Origin of the sequence: Falsigemmobacter intermedius, from assembly GCF_004054105.1 — a bacterium.
GTDB classification, from domain to species: Bacteria; Pseudomonadota; Alphaproteobacteria; order Rhodobacterales; family Rhodobacteraceae; genus Wagnerdoeblera; species Wagnerdoeblera intermedia.
Map to the genome: position 1 here is coordinate 142,151 of NZ_SBLC01000001.1, position 18,834 is coordinate 160,984.

At 62.2% G+C, this 18,834-nt stretch carries 14 protein-coding genes; 11 read left to right on the plus strand and 3 right to left on the minus strand.

The window, feature by feature from the left end:
• Positions 1–48 precede the first annotated feature (48 nt).
• The 8 genes from EP867_RS00650 (at position 49) to EP867_RS00685 (ending at position 10,643) form a co-directional block, all read left to right on the plus strand.
• Entirely contained in the window at positions 49–1,767 is a 1,719-nt protein-coding gene (locus EP867_RS00650; protein WP_128486286.1) for a heparinase II/III family protein, read from the plus strand.
• Between the two features lie 16 nt (positions 1,768–1,783).
• Positions 1,784–3,370: a bifunctional phosphoribosylaminoimidazolecarboxamide formyltransferase/IMP cyclohydrolase gene (purH, locus tag EP867_RS00655; protein WP_128486287.1), complete on the plus strand. Its 1,587-nt coding sequence runs from the start codon at positions 1,784–1,786 to the stop codon at positions 3,368–3,370.
• A gap of 64 nt (positions 3,371–3,434) precedes the next feature.
• Positions 3,435–3,920 (plus strand): signal peptidase II, encoded by a 486-nt coding sequence (gene lspA / locus EP867_RS00660; protein ID WP_128486288.1) that lies wholly within the window; start codon positions 3,435–3,437, stop codon positions 3,918–3,920.
• 61 nt (positions 3,921–3,981) lie between these two features.
• Positions 3,982–4,503 carry a DUF3035 domain-containing protein gene (locus EP867_RS00665; RefSeq protein ID WP_128486289.1) on the plus strand — a complete coding sequence of 174 codons (522 nt, stop codon included), beginning with the start codon at positions 3,982–3,984 and terminating at the stop codon, positions 4,501–4,503.
• Positions 4,504–4,605: 102 nt separating this feature from the next.
• Entirely contained in the window at positions 4,606–5,934 is a 1,329-nt protein-coding gene (locus EP867_RS00670; RefSeq protein WP_128486290.1) for a M16 family metallopeptidase, read from the plus strand.
• Complete coding sequence (locus EP867_RS00675; RefSeq protein ID WP_128486291.1) at positions 5,931–7,229, plus strand: M16 family metallopeptidase; 1,299 nt, start codon at positions 5,931–5,933, stop codon at positions 7,227–7,229. The genes EP867_RS00670 and EP867_RS00675 overlap by 4 nt, the downstream gene beginning before the upstream one ends.
• Positions 7,230–7,282: 53 nt before the next feature.
• The gene (mutL, locus tag EP867_RS00680) at positions 7,283–9,133 is read left to right on the plus strand and encodes a DNA mismatch repair endonuclease MutL (RefSeq protein ID WP_380049804.1); all 1,851 of its coding nucleotides are present in this window, start codon (positions 7,283–7,285) and stop codon (positions 9,131–9,133) included.
• 481 nt (positions 9,134–9,614) lie between these two features.
• Entirely contained in the window at positions 9,615–10,643 is a 1,029-nt protein-coding gene (locus tag EP867_RS00685) for an alpha/beta hydrolase (protein WP_194085559.1), read from the plus strand.
• A gap of 43 nt (positions 10,644–10,686) precedes the next feature.
• On the opposite strand, the gene EP867_RS00690 is transcribed toward EP867_RS00685, so the two are convergent.
• Entirely contained in the window at positions 10,687–12,942 is a 2,256-nt protein-coding gene (locus EP867_RS00690) for an NADP-dependent malic enzyme (RefSeq protein ID WP_128486294.1), read from the minus strand.
• A gap of 124 nt (positions 12,943–13,066) precedes the next feature.
• Between EP867_RS00690 and mutS the strand changes: the two genes are divergently transcribed.
• On the plus strand, positions 13,067–15,718 hold the full coding sequence (mutS, locus tag EP867_RS00695; protein ID WP_128486295.1) for a DNA mismatch repair protein MutS: 2,652 nt from the start codon (positions 13,067–13,069) through the stop codon (positions 15,716–15,718).
• A gap of 50 nt (positions 15,719–15,768) precedes the next feature.
• On the opposite strand, the gene EP867_RS00700 is transcribed toward mutS, so the two are convergent.
• Together EP867_RS00700 and hrcA are read right to left on the minus strand one after the other, a co-directional pair.
• A complete protein-coding gene (locus EP867_RS00700; protein ID WP_128486296.1) occupies positions 15,769–16,311 on the minus strand; it encodes a nucleotide exchange factor GrpE in 543 nt (180 codons plus the stop codon).
• 5 nt (positions 16,312–16,316) lie between these two features.
• Entirely contained in the window at positions 16,317–17,387 is a 1,071-nt protein-coding gene (hrcA, locus tag EP867_RS00705; protein WP_128486297.1) for a heat-inducible transcriptional repressor HrcA, read from the minus strand.
• 128 nt (positions 17,388–17,515) lie between these two features.
• Here hrcA and rph point away from each other — a divergent pair, with 128 nt between their 5' ends.
• Positions 17,516–18,229, plus strand: a complete 714-nt coding sequence (rph, locus tag EP867_RS00710) for a ribonuclease PH (RefSeq protein ID WP_128486298.1) — start codon at positions 17,516–17,518, stop codon at positions 18,227–18,229.
• Positions 18,226–18,831 carry an RdgB/HAM1 family non-canonical purine NTP pyrophosphatase gene (rdgB, locus tag EP867_RS00715; protein WP_128486299.1) on the plus strand — a complete coding sequence of 202 codons (606 nt, stop codon included), beginning with the start codon at positions 18,226–18,228 and terminating at the stop codon, positions 18,829–18,831. The genes rph and rdgB overlap by 4 nt, the downstream gene beginning before the upstream one ends.
• The last annotated feature ends 3 nt before the right edge of the window (positions 18,832–18,834 follow it).

The following is an 18,834-nucleotide window of genomic DNA, read 5'->3' on the forward strand; positions in this document are numbered from 1 at the left end:
CCCTCAACCTGTGGTTATGATTGCGGGATATCCCGGAAGTAACGGCCTATGGCGGATCTGAGCGACGGCAACGGCATTGACAGACGGCGGTCCCTTGCGGACCGCTATGCGACCTGGCGCGCGGGAGCGGGACAGGTCGCAAAGGGCTTTGTTTCTCCCCCTGAGCCACGCTTTATCGGCCTGGTGGCCCGCGGGCAGCAACTGATCAGCGGCAGTTTCGCTCTTGGCGGCGCTGCGGTCGAAGCCAGGGGCGTCAATCTTTGGGACATCCCCTCGCCAGGTCCGCAGTTCGATGAAGCCGCGCAGAGTTTCTCCTGGCTGGACGACCTGGCGGCCTGTGGCGACGCCCCCGCGCGCGCCCTGGCGGAGGCCTGGGTCACCACCTGGATTGAGCGTTTCGGGCGCGGGCCGTTCTGGCCTGTTCAGATCACCGGACAGCGGCTTTTGCGGATGATTTCACACGGGCAGATGCTGACGGAAGGTCAGATGTCTGACGAAACTGCGCCTTTCTTCCGCAGCCTCAGCCGCCAGGCGCATTACCTGGCGCGGCGCTGGAAAACCGCCCCGCCAGGTCTGCCCCGCATCGAAAGCCTGGGCGCTCTGGCAACCGCAGGTCTGCTGCTCGACGGCCTCGGGCAGCTGGCGGATCCGGCCATCAGCGCCCTTCTGGCAGAGGCCGGGACCAGCATTGACGCCGAGGGTGCCATTGCTTCGCGAAACCCCGAAGATCTGCTCGATATATTCACGCTGCTGACCTGGCTGCGCATGACCCTGGAGGACCTGGGCCGTAGTGTCCCGGCTGAACTGACCGCCACATCCGGGCGGATCGCGCCGGTTCTGCGTGCCCTGCGTCATGCCGATGGCAATCTCGCCAGGTTTCACGGCGGCGGGCGCGGGATTGAGGGGCGGCTGGACCTGGCGCTGACCGGATCGCGGGTCCGGCGCGGGCCAAATATGATCCAGGCTATGGGCTATGCCCGGCTGAGCGGCGGGCGCACCTCTCTGGTGGTCGATGTCGCATCGCCGCCGGGGGGTGAAGCAGAGGCAACGGCCCATGCCTCAACCCTGGGTCTTGAGCTGACCTCAGCGCGGCGTCCGGTGATCGTCTCCTGCGGATCGGGTGCGCCCTTCGGGCCGGAATGGCACCGGGCCGGACGGGCAACGGCCAGCCATTCGACCCTGGTGGTCGAAGGATTTTCCTCCTCGCGCTTTGGCAAAGGGCAGCGGCTCTCGGATCGGGCGGCCACCCTCGCACCGCGGCTTTTTCAAAGCGTGGACGGACAAAGCCTGATCTCGGGCCATTCGGGCTGGGCGCGCAGCCACGGCGTGCAACACCTGCGCGCGCTGGAGCTCTCGCAGGACGGGCGGGTCCTGGTGGGCCAGGACACTCTGGCAGCCCGCGACCCCGAGATGAAAGCGCGTCTTGCACAGGTGCTCGCCCATGCCGGAGAGGCGGGCATTCCCTTCAGCCTCAGGTTTCATCTGCACCCGGATGTGGACGCCCGCGTTGACATGGGCGGTGCGGCAGTCTCGCTGGCGCTGCGCTCGGGCGAAATCTGGGTGTTCCGCCATGACGGCACGGGTCAGCTTTCGCTGGAGCCTTCGGTCTATCTTGAGAAGGGCCGCCTGAAGCCGCGACCGACTTTGCAGATCCGGCTTTCTGCACATCTTGTCACGGAACAGGCCGAACTTGGCTGGACCTTGGCGAAAGCACAGGATACCCCCCTGGCCATCCGCGATCTTGACCGGGACGAGCCTCCCGTCTGACAGAAGGTACAGAGAAATGACTGATCTGGTTCCTATTGGCCGTGCGCTGATTTCGGTATCCGACAAAGGGGGGCTCATCGAGTTTGCGCGTGCGCTTGCAGCCCAGGGCGTTGAGCTGATCTCAACCGGCGGCACCTCGATTGCGCTGCGTGCGGCCGGTCTGAAAGTGCGCGATGTCTCGGATGTCACCGGTTTCCCGGAAATGATGGACGGCCGCGTCAAGACCCTGCACCCGATGGTGCACGGCGGTCTGCTGGCCCTGCGCGATGATGACGAGCATCTGGTCGCCATGGCCGCCCACGGCATCGAGCCGATCGACCTTCTGGTCGTGAACCTTTACCCCTTTGAGGCCACCGTCGCCAAAGGCGCCTCCTACGACGACTGCATCGAGAACATCGATATCGGTGGTCCGGCGATGATCCGTGCGGCCTCGAAGAACCATAAATTCGTCACCGTGGTCACCGATCCGGAAGATTACACCGCGCTGCTGGCGGAAATGTCGGCCAATGACGGCGCGACTTCGCTGAAGTTCCGCACCCGTCAGGCGCAGATCGCCTATGCGCGCACCGCTGCCTATGACACCGCCGTGTCGACCTGGATGGCCGGTGCGATCGCGGAAGAAGCTCCGCGCCGCCGCAGCTTTTCCGGCACCCTGGCGCAGACCCTGCGTTACGGCGAAAACCCGCATCAGTCGGCGGCCTTCTACACCGATGGCACCAACCGCCCGGGCGTGGCGACCGCGAAACAGTGGCAGGGCAAAGAGCTCTCCTACAACAACATCAACGACACCGATGCGGCCTTTGAGCTGGTCGCAGATCTTGACCGCGCGAACCCGGCCTGCGTGATCGTGAAACATGCCAACCCCTGCGGTGTGGCTGTGGGTGAGACTCTGGCCCAGGCCTATGAGCGCGCCTTCGACTGCGACCGCACCTCGGCTTTCGGCGGCATCATCGCCCTGAACCAGACCCTCGACGGCGAAACGGCTGCGAAAATCGCAGAGATCTTCACCGAAGTGGTCATCGCCCCTGATGCGACCGATGAAGCGAAGGCAATCTTTGCTGCCAAAAAGAACCTGCGTCTGCTGACCACCGGCGCGCTGCCGGATGCCACCGAGAAAGCTCTGGCCTGGCGCCAGGTTTCGGGCGGCTTCCTGGTGCAGGACCGTGACGTTGGTCAGATTTCGCTGGCTGATCTGAAGGTTGTGACCAAACGCGCCCCCTCTGAGGCGGAACTGGCCGACATGCTCTTCGCCTGGAAAGTCGCGAAGCACGTGAAATCCAACGCCATCATCTATGTCAAAGACGGCGCAACCGTCGGCGTGGGTGCCGGTCAGATGAGCCGTCTCGACTCGACCCGGGTTGCAGCTCGCAAGTCGCAGGATATGGCGGAAGTCCTGGGGCTTCCGCAGCCGACCACCGTGGGTTCGGTCGTGGCTTCTGACGCCTTCTTCCCCTTTGCAGACGGTCTGCTGGCCGCTGCTCAGGCGGGTGCGACGGCCATCATCCAGCCGGGTGGCTCGATGCGTGACGCAGAAGTGATCGCGGCAGCGGATGAAGCCGGGCTTGCGATGGTGTTTACGGGTATGCGTCACTTCCGTCACTGACGGGTGAAACCGGCCGGGGGGCGGGACCCCCCGGCTTTCCACGCCTGTAAAGGAAAGAGAAAGCATGAAGCTTGCCGCATTGGTCGCCCTGGGCGTGTTTCTCCTCGATCAGGCCAGCAAATTCGCCGTGGTGCACGGGCTGGAGCTTGACCGGGTGCGCGGCATCGATGTCTGGCCGCCTTTCCTCAACTTCCGGATGGCCTGGAACCAGGGCATCAATTTCGGTCTCTTTTCCGGCCAGGATGAGCTGACCCGCTGGGCGCTGATTGTCATTTCGCTGATTATCTCGGCCTGGGTCTGGATCTGGGCAAAGCGCGAGGCTGACCGCCCGCTGGTTCAGATCTCCACCGGTCTGCTGATCGGCGGGGCGCTTGGGAATGTGATTGACCGGCTGATTTATGGCGCGGTTGCGGATTTCCTGAACATGTCCTGCTGCGGTTTCAGCAATCCCTATTCCTTTAACGTGGCCGATATCACCATCTTCGCCGGTGCGATCGGGCTGGTTCTCTTTTCCGGCGGGAGCCCGCGCGGGGAAGCAAAGAAGCCGTGACGGCTGCGGCATGATGCGCTAAGGCTTGGCGAGAGCGCGAAGATCGGGACAGGAGAGTTCGATGACGGCAGGGAAAACGCGGGTGGCAGCTGTGCTGACGGCTGTGCTGCTGGTCTCAGCCTGTGGCGGATCTGATGAGGCACCACGGCTGATGCGGCTGCAGGCCAGCGGCGACGGCCCGGATGAATTCTCGATCCTGCCGACCAAACCGCTGGAAATGCCCGCCGATATGAGCGCTTTGCCTGAGCCTGTGCGCGGCGCACCGAACCTGGTGGACCCGCGCCCGCTTGATGATGCGGTCATCGCGCTTGGCGGCCGTCCGGGCGCTGGTGGCGCAGATGCGGCCCTGGTTGCAGCCGCCGGGCGCAATGGCATTGATCCGAACGTGCGCCAGACCCTCGCCGCTGAGGATGAGGCTTTCCGCAAAAAGAACAGCCCGCGTCTGCTGGAGCGTCTGTTCAACCGCTCCTCCTATCAGCGGGTCTACAGCGATCAGACAACGCAGTCTTATGAGGAACTTGAGCGCTGGCGTGCCGCCCAGGCCCGGACCCCTTCGGCCCCACCGAAAGACTCGGGGCGCTGAGCGCGTTTCAGCGATCACAATCCCGTCTCAGCCCGTCCGCTGCGCTTGACGCCGCCTCTGTCTGATTTAGCCTCGCGCGAGGCTGATCTGAGGAGGCCCTGAATGCGGTTATTGCTGGCTCTGGCATTGTCTTTCATCGCGCCACTGGTGGCGCAGGCGGAAGAGAAGGTCACGGAAATCCGGCTCGACAACGGATTGCAGGTGGTGGTGATCGAAGATCACCGTGCGCCGGTTGTCGTTCATATGGTGTGGTATCGCGTCGGCTCTGCCGATGAGCGCTCGGGGGAATCCGGGCTGGCGCATTTCCTTGAGCATCTGATGTTCAAAGGCACCAAGACCCTCGCACCTGGCGAATTTTCGCAGCTTGTGGCGGCAGAGGGCGGCTCTGACAACGCCTTTACGAGCTATGATTTCACGGCCTATTTCCAGCGGGTCGCCTCGGACCGCCTGGAAATGGTGATGCGGATGGAAGCCGACCGCATGGTCAATCTGACCCTTGCGGAAAGCGATGTCGTGACGGAACGCAATGTCGTTCTCGAAGAGCGCACCACCCGCACGGATTCCAGCCCTGAGGGTCTGTTCTCAGAGCAGATGTCGGCCACGCTTTATCTGAACCACCCCTATGGGCGGCCCATCATCGGCTGGCGGCACGAGCTTGAGGCGTTAAACCGTGAAGCCGCGCTGGATTTTTACAAGCGCCACTATGCCCCGGATAATGCCATTGTCGTCATCGCAGGCGATGTGAACCCGGCTGAGGTTGAACGGCTGGCGAAGGAATACTACGGCCCGCTGCAAGCCTCGGAGCATATCACCGGACGCGAGCGCCCCCTGGAGCCGCCGCAGATCGCCGAGCGGCGGGTTATCATGCAGGATGACCGGGTCGGCCAGCCCTATGTGATCCGCCATTACATCGCCCCCTCGCGTCAGAGCGGCGCGCAGGATGAGGCAGCAGCCCTGGTCGTTCTGGCTCAGCTTCTGGGCGGGGCCGGGGTGAACTCGGTTCTCGGGCGTGAGTTGACCGTAAATTCAAAAGTCGCGGTCTCGGCCTCGGCCTTTTACGATCCGACCGGCTATGACGGCTCGACCTTTGGCGTATACGCCATGCCCGCACCGGGCGTTTCGCTGCAGGAGGCGGAGACGGCTGTGGATGCGGCCCTGGAAAAATTCCTGGCCGAGGGCATCAAAGACGACGAATTCCGCCGGATCAAAGCGCAGCTGAAGGCCAGTGAGATCTATGCCCGCGACAGCGCCATGGGCGTCGCGCGCCGCTATGGCACCGCGCTGACCACCGGGCTCACCGTGGCCGACCAGCAGGCCTGGCCGGAGGTTCTGCAGGCCGTGACGCCTGAGCAGGTGATGGCGGCGGCAAAGAAAGTTCTCGACCGCAAACAGTCGGTGACCGGCTGGCTGCAAAAGGAGTCTGCGGAATGATCGCGCGACTGACAGCATTTTTCGCCCTGATCGCCCTGCCGGTTTTTGCCGATGTTCCGGTGAAAGAGGTCACCTCTCCGGGCGGGCTGAAGGCCTGGCTGGTTGAGGCCCATGAGATCCCCTTTGTCGCCCTGGAGCTGCGCTTTAAGGGCGGGGCAACACTGGACCCGCCAGGTAAAGAGGGCGCGGTTTCCCTGATGACCGGGCTTTTGGAAGAGGGCACCGGGGATCTTGATTCCCAGGGGTTCGCGGCGGCACGCGATGATCTTGCAGCCTCCTATTCCTTCCGCCCCTCCCGTGAAATGGTCAGTGTTTCGGCGAGATTCCTGAGTGAGAACCAGGACAAAGCGGTTGATCTGCTGCGCCGCGCGCTGACGGAGCCCTCCTTCCCTGAGGAGGCTGTTGAGCGGGTCCGGATGCAGATCCTGTCCAATCTCACCGCCGAAGAGCGTGATCCGGGTGCCGTGGCGGCAAAGCTGTTCAATGAGATCACCTTTGAAGGCCATGCCTATGCCCGCCCCGCTGACGGAACCCAGGACAGCGTGAAAGCCCTGACCTTGGCGGATCTCCAGGCCGTCCATAAGGCGGCCCTGGCGCGCGACAATGTCATCATCGCGGCAACGGGTGATATTACTGGGGAGGCCCTTGGCCTGCTGCTGGACAGGCTTCTCTCCGGTCTGCCGGAAAAGGGCGGCGCCCTGCCCGGCCCGGCGGAGGTAAAGCTGAATGGCCAGGTCGTGACCGAGGAATTTCCCGGCCCTCAGGCTGTGGTTCTTTTCGGGCATGAAGGGATCAAAAACACCGATCCGGATTTCTTCCCGGCCTTTATCGCCTCTGAAATCCTGGGCGGTGGCCGTTTTGGCACCCGCCTGATGACGGAAGTGCGCGAAAAACGCGGGCTGACCTATGGGATTGGCGCGGGGTTCTCCTCACTCGATCAGGCAGAACTGCTGACCGGCCAGGTTCAGACCGCCAATGGCACCGTGAAAGAAACCATCGATGTCATCCGCGCCGAATGGGACCGCCTGCCCGATATCACCGAAGAAGAACTCGAAGCTACCAAGCGCTATCTGACCGGCTCTTATCCGCTTCGCTGGGACGGCAATGCCAATATCGCCCGTGCGCTGGTGGGGCTGCAGCTTCAGGGCTGGCCGATTGATTATCCATCAAAGCGCAACAGCTATATCGAAGCCGTGACCCTCGATCAGGTGCAGGCAGCAGCAAAGGCCCATTTCCGCGCAAAGGATCTGTCCTTCATCGTCGTGGGACGCCCTGAGGGCCTGGAGCAGCAGTAGAACTGGCGCGGGGCTTCTGCTAAATCTGAGGGATGGACCAGACCCTCCCTCAGATGCGGCCGGTGATCCGGCAGTTAGACGAATCCGCCATCAACCGCATCGCCGCAGGCGAGGTGGTGGAACGTCCGGCCTCGGCCATCAAAGAACTGGTCGAAAACGCCCTGGATGCCGGGGCAAAACGGGTCGATGTGGCCTATGCCCAGGGCGGAAAATCCCTGATCCGGGTCACCGATGACGGTTGCGGCATGTCGCCGGAAGATCTGCCGCTGGCCCTTTCGCGCCATGCGACGTCAAAGATTGACGGCCAGGATCTGCTCAACATCCATACCTTTGGTTTTCGCGGCGAGGCCCTGCCCAGCCTGGGCGCTGTGGGGCGGCTGACCATTACCAGCCGCGCCGCAGGCCATGAGGCGGCCACGGTCACCGTTTCGGGCAGCCGGATGGAGAAGGTGCGCCCCGCAGCCCTGAACCGTGGCACCGTGGTCGAGCTGCGCGATCTCTTCTACGCCACACCCGCCAGGTTGAAATTCCTGCGCTCGGACCGGGCGGAAGCCATGGCGATCAGCGATGTGATGAAGCGCCTGGCCATGGCTGAACCCACTGTGAGCTTTACCCTTCGGGATGTCAGCGACGGTGGTGAGGGGCGGCTGATCTTTCGCGCCGATGCCGAACAGGGCGATCTTTTTGATGCCCTGCGCGGGCGTCTCGCCAGGATCATCGGTGCGGATTTCACCGAAAACGCCATCCCCGTCGATGCCACCCGGGAGGGGGTGCGGCTGACCGGCTATGCGGCGCTGCCGACCTGGTCACGCGGCACGGCGGTGGCGCAGTTTCTTTTTGTAAACGGTCGCCCGGTGCTGGACCGGATGCTCTTTGGCGCTTTGCGTGCCGCCTATCAGGATCTGCTGTCGCGCGACCGCCACCCCGGGGCGGTGCTGTTTCTGGACTGCGATCCGCAGCTTGTGGACGTCAACGTCCACCCCGCGAAATCTGAGGTGCGCTTCCGTGATCCGGCCATGACGCGGGGGCTGATCGTCTCGGCGCTGCGCCATGCGCTGGCCGGTGAAGGGCATCGCAGCTCCAACACCGTGGCAGAGGCGACGCTGTCCGCCATGCGGCCCGAGCCCGTTGCGCAGGTGCCGCTTTCCGGAGCCGCATCCTGGACCACCACTCATAATGCGCGGGTCTGGCAGATGGATCGCCCCTCGCAGGGCGCGCTGCGCAGCAGCTTTGCCTTTCAGGCGCCCGCGCCAGGTCTGTCGGAGACGCCCTCCGCCAGGTTTGAGCCTGCCCCTTCCCCTGAGGTGACCGAGGATCTGAGCCGCCGCCCGCTTGGCGCTGCGCGCGCTCAGGTGCATGAGAATTACATCATCGCTCAGACCGAAACCGGCATCGTCATCGTCGATCAGCATGCTGCCCATGAGCGGCTGGTCTATGAGCGCCTGAAACGCCAGGCCGCAGAGACCGGTATCGCAGCCCAGGCCCTGCTGATCCCCGATATCATCGAGCTGGCCCAGGACGAGGCCGCCAGCCTTCTGGACTTCGCCCCCGAGCTGGAAAAGCTGGGCCTGGTCATCGAGGCCTTCGGCGGCGGTGCGATTGCGGTGCGTGAAACCCCGGCAATCCTTGGCCAGGTCAACAGCCAGGGTCTGATCCGCGATATCCTGGACGAACTGGCCGACCAGGGCTCCACCTCCGCATTGCAGGTGCGCATCGACGCGATCCTCAGCCGGATGGCCTGTCATGGCTCGGTCCGCTCCGGCCGGCAGATGCGGGCGGAAGAGATGAACGCTCTGTTGCGCGAGATGGAAGCAACGCCGCATTCGGGCCAGTGCAACCACGGACGCCCCACCTATGTTGAACTGCGCCTGAGCGATATTGAACGGCTTTTCGGCCGAACCTGAGGTTCGTCCTGGATCGGCCTGACAGTGTACGCCTAAAGCTGCCTGCGCGGACCTGGCTGCACCCGCTCCGCTCAGCCTTCAACAGACCGCTCAGGGCGGTCATTGAAACGCGCCTTTATCAAAGCATCTGCATTTCCACTCTCAGGGTACCGCGGGCAGATCATCAAGCCTCTCCCATGTTTCAAATAAGTCTTCTATAAATTAAAGGTACTTAAGATTCATATTTGCGTAATTTATAATTAATGGGCATTAGATGAAACATCTATAAATCTCATTTATCGCGGTTTAGTTATGCTCTTTTTGGAACATCTTTTCTCCCCATCAGCGAAAGTTCTGCGTCCGGTCGTCAGCGGAGGATTGCCTGAACGGATCCTGCATTCCATGATGCAGCATCTTCACGGAGGTGATTGTGCTGCGTCTGATCGGATTATGCGGGCTGATAATGCTGGGGGCCTGCGCGCCACGCGGAGAATTGCAGTTTATGCCGGGGGCCAGAGGTGTCGGAGAGGTCCAGAAGGTCTTTGTCGCCACCACCCGTGCGGATGATGGCGAAGGAGAGGCCTGGTCGGCAAAGCGGCAATATATGCCCCGCTACGCCAGGTTTGACATCTCTATCCCCCCGGATCGCGAGGCAGGCAGCCTGCCCTGGCCGCCCCGAAACAGGCCTGCGGACCCGCAAAAGCACATGGTGACAATCAATCGCGATCTTTACCCGGGTGCCAGCGCCTTCCGGGCCGCGCTGGCAAAAGAGATGTCCGTGTCCCGCCGGGGCACCCGGGAGGCCGTGATCTTCGTGCATGGCTTCAACAACACTTTCGCCGAAGGTCTTTATCGCTTTGCCCAGCTTTATCATGATCTTGAACTACCGGGCGTGGCGGTTCACTACTCCTGGCCCTCGCGCGGGTCGGTCCTGGCCTATGCCTATGACCGCGACTCCACGCTGTTCGCCCGTGACGGGCTGGAGACACTTTTACATGATGTCTCTGCAGCCGGAGCCGACCGGATTTTGATCGTTGCCCATTCCATGGGTTCAGCCCTGACGATGGAGACTTTGCGCCTGGTCGGGCAGAACCGCGACATCCGCAGTCGTCTCGCGGGCGTGGTGCTGATGTCGCCCGACGTCGATGTTGAGGTGTTCAAAACCCAGGCCGCACGGATGGGGCCGCTGCCTCAGCCGTTCGTGGTGATGACTTCAAAGCGGGACAATGCCCTGGCGCTTTCGGCCACGATCGCGAGAGAGCGCGAGCGCCTTGGCAATCTCAGCGATGCCTCACAGCTTGCCGGGCTCAATGTCACCCTGGTTGAGACCGGAGCTTATAGCGATGGTGACAGCCACTTCGCGGCCGCCACCTCTCCTGCGCTGATCGCGCTTCTGAAGCGCGCCGGGGATATCGAACTGGCGCTTGGCCAGGACGCCCGCTCGCGCGTGGGGCTGCTCCCGGGGGCGGCTTTGCGGGTACAGGGGGTGACGCAGATGGTTCTCAACCCCGTCGCCCGCTGGGGAGAATAAAAAAGGGGCGCCAGTGGCGCCCCTTTTTCGCATTCCGGCGCTCTCAGCCGATTCTGCAGGCGGCCATGACAGCCATGTTGACGATGTCGTTCACCGTGGCCGTGGTCGAGCAGATCTGGATCGGCTTTTTGACACCGGTGAGGATCGGGCCGATCACGGTTGCACCGGCCATTTCCTGCATCAGTTTGACCGAGATCGAGGCCGAGTGACGGGCCGGGACGACCAGAATGTTTGCCGGGCCGCTGAGACGGGTGAAGGGATATTGCTTCATCTGCTCAGGGTTCAGGGCAACATCCACCGTCATTTCGCCTTCATACTCAAAGTCGACGCGGCGGCGGTCGAGCACATCGGCTGCGCGATACATCTTGGTCGCGCGCTCTGAGACCGGATAGCCAAAGTTTGAGAAGGAGACGAAGGCCACACGCGGCTCAATCCCGAGGCTGCGGGCCACACCGGCGGCACGCTCGGCAATGGTCGCCAGGTCTTCTGGCTCGGGCCACTCATGCACCAGGGTATCGCCCATCAGAACGATCTTGCCCTTATGCAGCAGGGCGGTCACGCCCACCGCGCCGTCTTCCGCCTTGGCGTCGAAGACATGGTTGATCAGGTTCAGCACATGGGCCGATTTCCGGGTGGCACCGGTCACCAAACCATCGCCATGGCCGTGCTGCAGCATCAGCGCTGCAAAAACATGGCGATCGCGGGCGGCAAGGCGGTGGATGTCCTGACGGTCAAACCCTTCGCGCTGCAGGCGCTTGTAAAGGAAATCTTTGTAGATCTCGAGATGGCGGGTATTGGCGGCGTTCACCACCTCCAGCTCGCGCACAGCATCCCCAAGGCCCGCAGCCTCAAGTTTCTCGCGCACGTCGTTCTCGCGGCCAACCACCAGGGCACGGCCAAGGCCCGAGCGCTGATAGGCCACCGCCGCACGCAGCACGCGCGGATCATCGCCTTCGGCAAAGATCATGCGGGCCTGGGCCTGTTTGGCGCGGGCGTGGACGCCCTGCAGGATCGAGGCCGTCGGATCCATGCGGCTTTTCAGCGACTGCTCATAGGCCTTCATATCTATGATCGGGCGACGGGCAACGCCGGTATCCATGCCTGCGCGGGCCACAGCGGGCGGGATCACATAGATCAGACGCGGGTCAAACGGCGTCGGGATGATGTAATCGCGACCAAATGAGAGTTTGCGGCCATAGGCCATGGCCACTTCATCAGGCACATCTTCACGGGCCAGACGGGCCAGGGCTTCGGCGCAGGCGATCTTCATCTCATCATTGATGGCGCGGGCATGGATATCCAGCGCACCACGGAAAAGATAAGGGAAACCAAGGACATTGTTGACCTGGTTGGGGTAATCCGAACGCCCGGTCGCCACGATGGCATCAGGCCGGACGGCATGGGCTTCTTCAGGGGTGATTTCCGGATCGGGGTTCGCCATGGCGAAAATCACCGGATTTTCGGCCATGGAGGCGACCATCTCCTGGGTGACTGCCCCCTTGGCAGAGACGCCAAGGAAAACATCCGCACCGCGCATCGCCTCTTCAAGGGTGCGGTGGTCCGTGCGGGCGGCATGGGCCGATTTCCACTGGTTCATACCTTCGGTACGGCCCTGATAGACCACGCCCTTGGTATCGCACATGATGCAGTTATTCGGGGTCGCGCCCATGGCCTTGATCAGCTCGAGACAGGCGATCCCTGCGGCCCCGGCACCGTTCAGAACGATGCGCACATCCTGAATGCGCTTGCCCGACAGTTCCAGCGCGTTGATCAGACCGGCAGCACAGATCACCGCCGTGCCGTGCTGGTCATCATGGAAAACCGGAATATCGCAGATCTCTTTCAGGCGCTGCTCAATGATAAAGCATTCCGGCGCCTTGATATCTTCAAGGTTGATGCCCCCGAAGGTCGGCGACATCAGCTTGACGGCTTTGATGATCTCATCCGCATCCTCGGTATCAAGCTCGATATCGATCGCATTCACATCCGCAAAGCGCTTAAAGAGGACGGCTTTACCCTCCATCACCGGCTTGGAAGCCAGAGCGCCCAGGTTGCCCATTCCAAGAATCGAGGTCCCGTTGGAGACCACGGCCACCATATTGCCTTTGACGGTATAGTCGTAAGCGGTTTCCGGATTGTCGGCGATTGCCTGGACCGGAACGGCCACACCGGGGCTGTAGGCAAGCGAAAGATCACGCTGGGTCGCCATTGGGGTGGAGGCGACAATGTCGTATTTACCCGGACGCGGCTCAAGGTGATAGGCGAGCGCCTCTTCCGGCGTGATCTTGGTGCGGGACATGAATAATCCTCTCTGAACGCTCCTGCGTCCTTATCACCCATGGACTTAAGGCCGCAACGGATTTGCCGCGCTTTTCCCTTATTCAAGGCTGAGGTAGGGTCTGTGCAACACCAGGGGATGACCGATGACCGCTACCGTCACGCCGATGATGGCACAATATCTTGAGATCAAAGCCGGCTGCCAGGATGCAATCCTGTTTTACCGCATGGGAGACTTCTATGAGATGTTCTTCGAGGATGCGGTCAATGCCGCGGCGGCGCTCGATATTGCCCTGACGAAACGCGGCAGGCATCTGGATGAAGACATTCCGATGTGCGGCGTGCCGGTCCATGCGGCTGAGGGTTATCTGCTGGCGCTGATCCGCAAGGGCTTTCGCGTGGCGATTGCCGAGCAGATGGAAGATCCGGCAGAGGCAAAGAAACGTGGCTCAAAGTCCGTTGTAAAACGGGATATTGTGCGTCTCGTTACCCCCGGCACCCTGACCGAGGACAGCCTGCTGGAGGCGCGCCGCAACAACTTCCTCGCGGCCTTCGCAGAGGTGCGGGATGAGGCCGCGCTGGCCTGGGTGGATATCTCAACCGGCGAGATGCGCGTGATGCCCTGCCCGGTCCTGCGCCTTGGGCCTGAGCTTGCGCGCCTGGCCCCGCGTGAGGTGCTTTTGCCCGAAACCCATGTCGCCCTGGCCCCCCAGGTCGCTGAGAGCGGAGCGGCCGAGACGATCCGGCCCAGGTCATCGTTTGACTCCACGGCGGCGACGAAGCGGCTTTGTGCGCTTTGGAAGGTCACCACGCTCGACGGCTTTGGCAGCTTTGACCGGGCCGAGCTTTCGGCGATGGGCGCGCTGGCCGACTATCTGGACCTGACGCAGCGCGGCAGGCTTCCGCTGCTTCGTCCGCCGGTGCGCGAAACCGCAGGCGGCGTCATGCAGATTGATGCCGCGACGCGGCGCAGCCTTGAGATCACACAGGGCGCGCAGGGCGGACGTGAGACCTCGCTTCTGGGCAGCGTTGACCGCACGGTGACTGCCGCCGGGGCACGTTTGCTGGAACGGCGGCTGTCGGGCCCCTCACGCGATCTGAGGACCATTCATGAGCGTCTGGAGGCTGTGCGGTTCCTGCGCGCGGAATCCGGTCTGCGCGAAAGGCTGCGCGCCGCGCTGAAAGCTGTGCCGGATATGGACCGCGCCCTGTCGCGGCTGGCGCTGGATCGCGGTGGCCCGCGTGATCTGGCCGCGCTGCGCAGCGGCCTTGAGAAGGCAGCCGATGTCTCAGATCTTCTGGCGCATCCGGGCGTTCCGCGGAACCTGGCGCAGGCGCTGAACGCGCTGAAGGGCCATGAGGAGATCACCAGCCATCTGGGGTCGGCCCTGGTGGCAGAACCGCCCCTGCTGACCCGCGATGGTGGCTTTATCGCGCCCGGCTTTGATCCCGATCTTGATGACACCCGCCGTCTGCGCGACGAGGGGCGCGGTGTGATCGCCGGAATGCAGGCCGATTACATCAGCGAGACCGGCATCCAGGCGCTGAAAATAAAGCATAACAACGTCCTGGGGTATTTCATCGAGACGACCGACCGTCATGCCGAGCGCATGATGGCCCCGCCGCTGTCAGAACGCTTCATCCACCGTCAGACGACGGCCAACCAGGTCCGCTTCACCACTGTTGAGCTGAGCGCGCTTGAGACCCGTATTCTCAATGCGGCAAACCATGTCCTGGAAACGGAAAAACGCCACTTCAGCGCCCTTCAGCGCTTTGTGCTCGATCATTCCGGACCGATCGGCCTTGCCTCTGCCAGCCTTGCTGAGATTGACCTGGCCTGCGCCTTTGCGGACCTGGCGGCAGAGCTGGACTGGTGTGAGCCTGAGGTCGACGACAGCCGCGCCTTTGAGATCACCGGCGGACGTCACCCGGTGGTCGAGCGCATGCTGAAACGTCAGGGCGAGGCTTTCGTTGCCAATGACTGCGCACTCTCGGACGGGCATACTCCGGCGATCTGGCTGCTGACCGGCCCGAACATGGCGGGTAAATCGACCTTCCTGCGCCAGAATGCACTGATCGCGCTGCTGGCCCAGGCGGGGTCTTTCGTTCCGGCAACCAAAGCGCGGATCGGTCTGGTCAGCCAGCTTTTCAGCCGTGTTGGCGCCTCAGACGACCTGGCGCGGGGCCGCTCAACCTTCATGGTCGAGATGGTCGAGACCGCGGGCATCCTCAATCAGGCCGATGATCGGGCGCTGGTGATCCTCGATGAGATCGGACGCGGGACGGCGACCTGGGACGGCCTCTCGATCGCCTGGGCCGTGCTGGAGCATCTGCATGGCACCAACCGCTGCCGGGCACTTTTCGCCACGCATTACCATGAGATGACGCAGCTGTCGCAGCGGCTCGACGGCGTTGAAAATGCGACCGTTTCCGTTCGGGAATGGAACGGCGAGGTGATTTTTCTTCACGAGGTCAAAAAGGGAGCGGCCGATCGCTCTTACGGCGTCCAGGTGGCCCGTCTGGCGGGTCTTCCGGCCACGGTGGTCGAACGCGCCAGAGTGGTCCTGGAGGCTCTGGAGAAGGGCGAGGGTGGCCAGGGTGGCACGAAACGGCAAAAGGCCGTCATTGACGATCTGCCGCTCTTCTCAGCGGCTATCGCACCGCCCCCTGCCCCGGTTGTGGTCGAGAAAGCCTCAGCGGTGGAAGATCGTCTGCGCAGCATCGTGCCCGACGATCTGAGCCCGCGGGAGGCGCTTGATCTGCTTTACGAGCTGCGCGGGCTTTTGCCCCGGACATAAAAAAGGCCGGCCCCGAGGGGCCGGCCTTTTTCATTCCCGTTCAGGCTGTCTCAGCCCGGAAAGGACGAAACGCCCACCTGAGCCGGACGCAGCAGGCGGTCGTGCAGCATAAAGCCATCCGCCATGACCTGAAGAATGGTGCCCTTGACAGTGCCCGGAACCGGCGCCTCGAACATGGCCTCATGCTCCTGCGGATCGAAGGCATCACCAATGGCCGGGGAAATCACCCGCACGCCATGCTTGCTGAAAATGCTGTGCAGCTCACGCAGAGTGAGTTCAACGCCCTCAACGAAAGCCGCGGACTGGGCACGCTGCTCTTCACCGAGCGCTTCAAGCGCGCGCTTCAGGTTGTCGTGCACCGGCAGCAGGTCACGCGCCAGCCGCGAACCGCCATACTGCTCCGCCTCGCGACGGTCACGGTCTGCACGGCGACGCGAATTTTCGGCATCAGCAAGCGCGCGCATATACTTATCGCGCAGCTCATCGCGTTCAGCCTTCAGGGCGTCGAGTTCTGCTGCATCGATGTAGCCGAACTCCTGCTCGCCCCCTTCCGCCACGACTTCAGCTTCAGGGTTGAGCTTTTCGTCCTGCATTTTCCTCATCCTTTCGTTCGATCTGACAATACGCGTCCGACCAGTTGTGCGGTGTAATCGACTATCGGGACAATGCGACCATAGTTCAGCCGGGTTGGCCCGATGACCCCGATCGCACCCACGATTTTTCTTTCAGCGTTCATATAGGGCGAAACCACCAGAGAGGAACCCGAAAGTGAAAAAAGCTTGTTCTCTGAGCCGATGAAGATGCGCACACCTTCGCCGCTTTCCGTCAGATCCAGAAAATCGGCGATATCCTGTTTGCGCTCCAGATCTTCGAAAAGGCTGCGAACACGCTCCAGATCTTCAGAATTGTCGCTTTCGGGCAGCAGATTTGCCTGGCCGCGTACGATCAGACGCTCTGACACGGTTCCGGCGTCTTCCCAAAGCGCGAGGCCGCTTTCCACCAGACGTCCGGCAAGAACGTCCAGTTCCTGACGACGGCTCTCCAGTTCGGCCCGCATCTGCTTGCGCAGATCGCTGAGATTGCGACCGCCCGCCCAGGCGTTGACAAAATTCGCAGCTTCCCGCATGGCCGAGGGGGTCATGCCCTTGGGCGGCACAAAGACCCGGTTTTCGACATGGCCATCCGCGAGAACGAGTACGACAAGCGCGCGGTCCGGCCCCAGGCTGACAAATTCTATGTGGCGGATCTCAGCCTCATGCTTCGGCGCAAGCACCAGGCTGGCCCCGCGGGTGATCCGCGAAAGCGTCGAGCCGATGCGGTCAAGCATCTGCGTTACATCCGGACTGTTACCACCGAAGGTCGCATCAAGCTTCTCACGGTCCTCGTGCTGCAGTTCTTCCACCTCGAGGAGTCCATCCACGAACATGCGCAGTCCCATCTGCGTCGGCACCCTGCCGGCAGAGACATGCGGGCTGTTCAGAAGACCCAGATACTCCAGATCATTCATTACATTTCGAATGGTCGCAGCCGAAACATTTTCGGACATGGAGCGTGTAAGTGTGCGTGAGCCAACAGGTTCGCCCGATTGCAAATAGCCTTCCACGACACGACGGAAGACCTCACGCGAGCGGGCGTTCATATCTGCCAGCGGGTTAGATGTTTCTGTCATGTGAGCCCTGCCTTTCGCTTCCAATATGGAAATCCCGACGGCTGCGTCAATGGACCCTGCCCCGCACAGACTTGTCTCACAGGGGTCGGGGGAGTAACTCGAAGGCACCTGCGTTGAAAGGACAGATCATGCGCCCCTCTGGACGGAAACTCGACGAAATGCGGACGGTCTCGATTGAGACCGGCGTGGTCAAACATGCCGAAGGATCATGCCTGATTAAAGTGGGTGACACCCATGTGCTCTGCACGGCAACCATCGAAGACCGTCCGCCGCCCTTTCTGAAAGGCACGGGCCTTGGCTGGGTCACCGCCGAATACGGTATGCTTCCCCGCGCAACCGGATCGCGTACCCGGCGGGAGGCTGCGACCGGCAAGCAGCAGGGCCGTACGGTTGAGATCCAGCGCCTGATCGGCCGCGCCCTGCGCGCAGGCGTCGACCGCGCCGCCCTGGGTGAGCGTCAGATCGTGATCGACTGCGACGTCCTGCAGGCCGATGGCGGCACGCGCTGCGCCGCGATTACCGGTGGCTGGGTGGCCCTGCGCCTTGCAGCGAACCGCCTGCTGCAGACCCGTGCCATTACCTCTGACCCCCTGCCCGATCACATCGCTGCTGTCTCCTGCGGGATCTATGCGGGCCAGACTGTCCTTGATCTTGATTACGCAGAGGACAGCGCAGCCGGAACAGATAGCAACTTCATCCTGACGGGCCGTGGCCGCCTTGTTGAAGTGCAGATGTCCGCAGAGGGTGCCACCTTTGCGCGCGAGGATATGAACCGTCTACTCGACTTGGCGGAAGCCGGTGTTCAGCAACTGGTCGCAGCACAAAAGGCAGCCATCGCATGAGAAAATTCACCGGATCCGAGCTGCTGGTTGCCACGCATAACAAGGGGAAACTCGAAGAGATCGCAGCCCTTTTCTCTGACCGCCAGGTCAGCGTAAAAGGCGCAGCAGATTTTGGCCTGCCCGAACCCGCCGAGACCGAGACCACTTTCGTCGGAAACGCCCGGATCAAAGCCCACACCGCTGCCAAAGCGACCGGCCTGCCCGCTCTTTCGGACGATTCCGGCCTGATGGTGGATGATCTGGGGGGTGAACCTGGCGTCTACACCGCTGATTGGGCCGAAACACCAAATGGACGGGATTTTGCGATAGCTATGCGCAAAGTCTATGATCGCCTGGTGGAAACAGGGCGACCTCAGCCCTGGCGTGCAGGTTTTGTCTGCACATTTGTCCTGGCCTGGCCCGATGGACATGATGAGGTGTTCGAAGGTAAAGTGGATGGAGAGATTGTCTGGCCCGGCCTTGGTGAGAATGGTCACGGCTATGATCCGATCTTCAAACCTGAAGGTTATGATGTGACCTTTGGCGAGATGGATCGCTGGGAGAAAAATCGTATTAGCCACAGAGCCCGCGCTTTCGCAAAGCTCCAGGCATGTTTCACGTGAAAC

What these genes read in the sequence shown, in the direction of transcription:
- purH (WP_128486287.1), top strand. Translation starts at nt 1,784, where the DNA reads ATGACTGATCTGGTTCCTATTGGCCGTGCGCTGATTTCGGTATCCGAC.
- mutL (WP_380049804.1), top strand. Translation starts at nt 7,283, where the DNA reads ATGCGGCCGGTGATCCGGCAGTTAGACGAATCCGCCATCAACCGCATC.
- mutS (WP_128486295.1), top strand. Translation starts at nt 13,067, where the DNA reads ATGACCGCTACCGTCACGCCGATGATGGCACAATATCTTGAGATCAAA.
- EP867_RS00650 (WP_128486286.1), top strand. Translation starts at nt 49, where the DNA reads ATGGCGGATCTGAGCGACGGCAACGGCATTGACAGACGGCGGTCCCTT.
- hrcA (WP_128486297.1), bottom strand. Translation starts at nt 17,387, where the DNA reads ATGACAGAAACATCTAACCCGCTGGCAGATATGAACGCCCGCTCGCGT.
- EP867_RS00690 (WP_128486294.1), bottom strand. Translation starts at nt 12,942, where the DNA reads ATGTCCCGCACCAAGATCACGCCGGAAGAGGCGCTCGCCTATCACCTT.
- EP867_RS00675 (WP_128486291.1), top strand. Translation starts at nt 5,931, where the DNA reads ATGATCGCGCGACTGACAGCATTTTTCGCCCTGATCGCCCTGCCGGTT.
- rph (WP_128486298.1), top strand. Translation starts at nt 17,516, where the DNA reads ATGCGCCCCTCTGGACGGAAACTCGACGAAATGCGGACGGTCTCGATT.
- rdgB (WP_128486299.1), top strand. Translation starts at nt 18,226, where the DNA reads ATGAGAAAATTCACCGGATCCGAGCTGCTGGTTGCCACGCATAACAAG.
- EP867_RS00700 (WP_128486296.1), bottom strand. Translation starts at nt 16,311, where the DNA reads ATGCAGGACGAAAAGCTCAACCCTGAAGCTGAAGTCGTGGCGGAAGGG.
- EP867_RS00665 (WP_128486289.1), top strand. Translation starts at nt 3,982, where the DNA reads ATGACGGCAGGGAAAACGCGGGTGGCAGCTGTGCTGACGGCTGTGCTG.
- EP867_RS00685 (WP_194085559.1), top strand. Translation starts at nt 9,615, where the DNA reads ATGCCGGGGGCCAGAGGTGTCGGAGAGGTCCAGAAGGTCTTTGTCGCC.
- lspA (WP_128486288.1), top strand. Translation starts at nt 3,435, where the DNA reads ATGAAGCTTGCCGCATTGGTCGCCCTGGGCGTGTTTCTCCTCGATCAG.
- EP867_RS00670 (WP_128486290.1), top strand. Translation starts at nt 4,606, where the DNA reads ATGCGGTTATTGCTGGCTCTGGCATTGTCTTTCATCGCGCCACTGGTG.